The sequence below is a fragment of the Lentzea indica genome (assembly GCF_012184385.1).
In the GTDB taxonomy this organism is placed as follows: Bacteria; Actinomycetota; Actinomycetes; order Mycobacteriales; family Pseudonocardiaceae; genus Lentzea; species Lentzea indica.
Genome location: NZ_VSRL01000453.1, coordinates 1 through 3,483, shown reverse-complemented (window position 1 = coordinate 3,483; position 3,483 = coordinate 1). Strand labels below are relative to the sequence as shown.

Below are 3,483 nucleotides of genomic sequence, written 5' to 3'. Positions count from 1 at the left end.
CGCCCTCGTAGATGTAGTCGCCGAGATGCAGGATCAGGTCGGGGTGTTCCTCCGCCATCCGGCGGTAGGCCGTGAAGTAGCCCTCCTCGAAGTGCGAGCTGCTCGACCTCGTGCACCTTGCTCGAACCGGCCGACGGGGCGGCCATCGGGCGGCGCGACACGCGGCGGACGGTGCCCAGGTGCTCGGGCAGCAGTTCCGGCAGGGCCAGGCCGTAGAACGGCCAGGCGCCCTGGTTCGCCGGCTCTTCCTGCACCCAGCGGACGTCCTTCGCGTTCGGGTAGCCCTCCAGGGTCTCGGTCAGCTTGCGGGCCGGGACCGGGTAGAGCTGCTCGACGCGCACGATCGCCACGTCGCCGCCGCCGCGCTTCTCGCGCTCGGCGTGCAGCTCGTAGGAGATCTTGCCGCTGCACAGCAGGACCTTGGTGACCGCGTTCGGGTCCTTGATCGTCGGGTCGTCGATCACGGACTGGAAGCGGTCGTTGATGAACTCTTCCGTGCCGCTGACCGCGGCCTTCAGCCGCAGCATCGACTTCGGCGTGAACACCACGAGCGGGCGGTCGACGCCGTCGAGGGCGTGGCGGCGCAGCAGGTGGAAGTAGTTCGCCGGCGTCGACGGCACCGCGACGGTCATGGAGCCCTCAGCGCACAGCTGCAGCCAGCGCTCGATGCGGCCCGACGTGTGGTCGGGGCCCTGGCCCTCGTGGCCGTGCGGCAGCAGGATCACGACGTCGGAACGCTGACCCCACTTGGCCTCACCGGACGAGATGAACTCGTCGATGATCGGCTGCGCGCCGTTGACGAAGTCACCGAACTGCGCCTCCCACAGCACCATCGCCTGCGGGTTCGCGACCGAGTAGCCGTACTCGAAGCCGACCGCCGCGAACTCCGACAGCACCGAGTCGTAGACCATGAACTTGCCCTGGTCCGGCGACAGGTTCTGCAGCGGCGTGTACTCGTCGCCGGTCTTGCGGTCGACCAGGGTCGCGTGGCGCTGCACGAACGTGCCGCGGCGCGAGTCCTGACCGGCCAGGCGGACCTTGCGGCCCTCCATCGTGAGTGAGCCGAGCGCGAGCAGTTCCGCGAACGCCCAGTCGATGCCGCCCTCACGCGCCATCTTCGCGCGGCGCTCCAGCACCGGCTTGACGCGGGCGTGCGGCGTGAAGCCCTCCGGCAGGTTCACGTGCGCGTCGGCGATGTGCTCCAGGACCTCGCGCGAGATGCCGGTGGGCAGCTTCGCCGGGATCTGCTGCTCGGCCTCCACCGACGGGCTGACCGTCACCGGGTGCTTCTCGAGCTCACGGACCTCGTTGAAGACGTGCTCCAGCTGGCTGGAGAAGTCCTGCAGCGCCTTCTCGGCCTCTTCGACCGTGATGTCGCCGCGGCCGATCAGGGCCTCGGTGTAGGTCTTGCGGACCGAGCGCTTCTGGTCGATCACGTCGTACATCGCCGGCTGGGTCATCGAGGGGTCGTCGCCCTCGTTGTGGCCGCGGCGGCGGTAGCAGACCATGTCGATCACGACGTCCTTGTGGAACGCCTGGCGGTAGTCGACGGCCAGCTTCGCGACCCAGTAGCAGGCCTCGGGGTCGTCGCCGTTCACGTGGAAGACCGGCGAGCCGATCATCTTCGCGACGTCGGTCGAGTACTTCGAGGACCGCGAGTGCTCCGGCGCGGTGGTGAAGCCGACCTGGTTGTTGACGACGATGTGGACCGTGCCACCGGTGCGGTAGCCGCGCACGAGCGCCAGGTTCAGCGTCTCGGCCACGACACCCTGGCCGGCGAACGCCGCGTCACCGTGCAGGGCGACCGGCAGGACGGGGAAGAAGTCGCCGCCTCTGTCGATCAGGTCCTGCTTGGCGCGCACGATGCCCTCGAGCACGGGGTCGACGGCCTCGAGGTGCGACGGGTTCGCGGTCAGCGACACCTTGGTCTCGCCGTCGCCGAACATGCGGAAGTACTTGCCCTCGGCACCGAGGTGGTACTTCACGTCACCGGAGCCGTGCGCCTGGCCGGGGTCGAGGTTGCCCTCGAACTCGCGGAAGATCTGCGAGATCGGCTTGCCGACGATGTTCGCGAGCACGTTCAGGCGGCCGCGGTGCGGCATGCCGATGACGACCTCGTCGAGCTCGTGCTCGGCTGCCTTGTCGAGCACCGCGTCGAGCAGCGGGATGACGGTCTCGCCGCCCTCCAGCGAGAAGCGCTTCTGGCCGACGTACTTCGTCTGCAGGAACGTCTCGAACGCCTCAGCCGCGTTCAGCTTGCTGAGGATGTACTTCTGCACGGTGGCCGGCGGCTTCTCGTGCGGAACCTCGACGCGGTCCTGGATCCACCGGCGCTCCTCCGGCTCCAGGATGTGCATGTACTCGACGCCGACGGTGCGGCAGTACGAGTTGCGCAGCACGCCCAGGATGTCGCGCAGCTTCATCCGCTCCTGGCCGGCGAACCCGCCGACGGGGAACTCGCGGTCGAGGTCCCACAGCGTCAGGCCGTGGCTGAGCACGTCCAGGTCGGCGTGGCTGCGCTGGCGGTAGTTCAGCGGGTCCGTGTCGGCCATCAGGTGGCCGCGGGTGCGGAACGCGTCGATCAGCTCGATGACCCTGGCGGTCTTGTCGACGGCGCCCTCAGGGATGTCGGCGACCCAGCGGATCGGCTCGTAGGGCAGCCGCAGCGACGCGAAGATGTCGTCGTAGAAGCCGTCCTCGCCCAGCAGCAGCTGGTGCACGCGCTTGAGGAACTCGCCCGACTCCGCGCCCTGGATGATGCGGTGGTCGTACGTGGAGGTCAGCGTGATGATCTTGCTGACGCCCATGTCGGTGAGCGCCTGCTCGCTGGTGCCCTGGAAGTGAGCGGGGTACTCCATGGCGCCGACACCGATGATCGCGCCCTGACCGGCCTGCAGCCGCGGCACCGAGTGGTTCGTGCCGATCGTGCCGGGGTTGGTCAGCGAGATCGTGGTGCCGGAGAAGTCGTCCGTGGTCAGCGAGCCGGAGCGCGCCTTGCGGATCAGGTCCTCGTAGGCCTGCCAGAACTGCGTGAACGTCATGTTCTCGCAGCCCTTGACCGACGCGACGACCAGCGTGCGCTGCCCGTCCTTGCCGGGCAGGTCGATCGCCAGGCCGAAGTTCACGTGCTCGGGCGTGACGACGAACGGCTTGCCGTCGACCTCGGCGTAGTGCCGGTTCATGTTCGGGTACGCCTGCAGCGCCCGCACCACCGCGTAGCCGATGACGTGCGTGAAGGAGACCTTCCCGCCGCGCGTTCGCTTCAGGTGGTTGTTGATGACGATGCGGTTGTCGGCCAGCAGCTTGGCGGGCACGGCGCGCACGCTGGTCGCGGTCGGAACGGTGAGCGACAGCTCCATGTTCTTCGCGATGGCGGCGGAGGCACCGCGCAGCTGCTTTCTGCTCGGGGCTGCGCGCTCTGCGTGACCGGCTTGGCCTTCGCGGCCTGCTGCGGCGCGGGCTTGCCGGTCTGCGGCAGCGTGG

At 68.7% G+C, this 3,483-nt stretch carries 2 pseudogenes; both read right to left on the bottom strand.

Features of this window, described 5'->3' with window-relative positions:
* Positions 1-106 (bottom strand): annotated as a pseudogene (locus tag FXN61_RS56860) (alkaline phosphatase D family protein); the annotation flags it as partial.
* Positions 90-3,483, bottom strand: a pseudogene (locus tag FXN61_RS48230) (multifunctional oxoglutarate decarboxylase/oxoglutarate dehydrogenase thiamine pyrophosphate-binding subunit/dihydrolipoyllysine-residue succinyltransferase subunit); the annotation flags it as partial. The pseudogenes FXN61_RS56860 and FXN61_RS48230, both read right to left, overlap by 17 nt.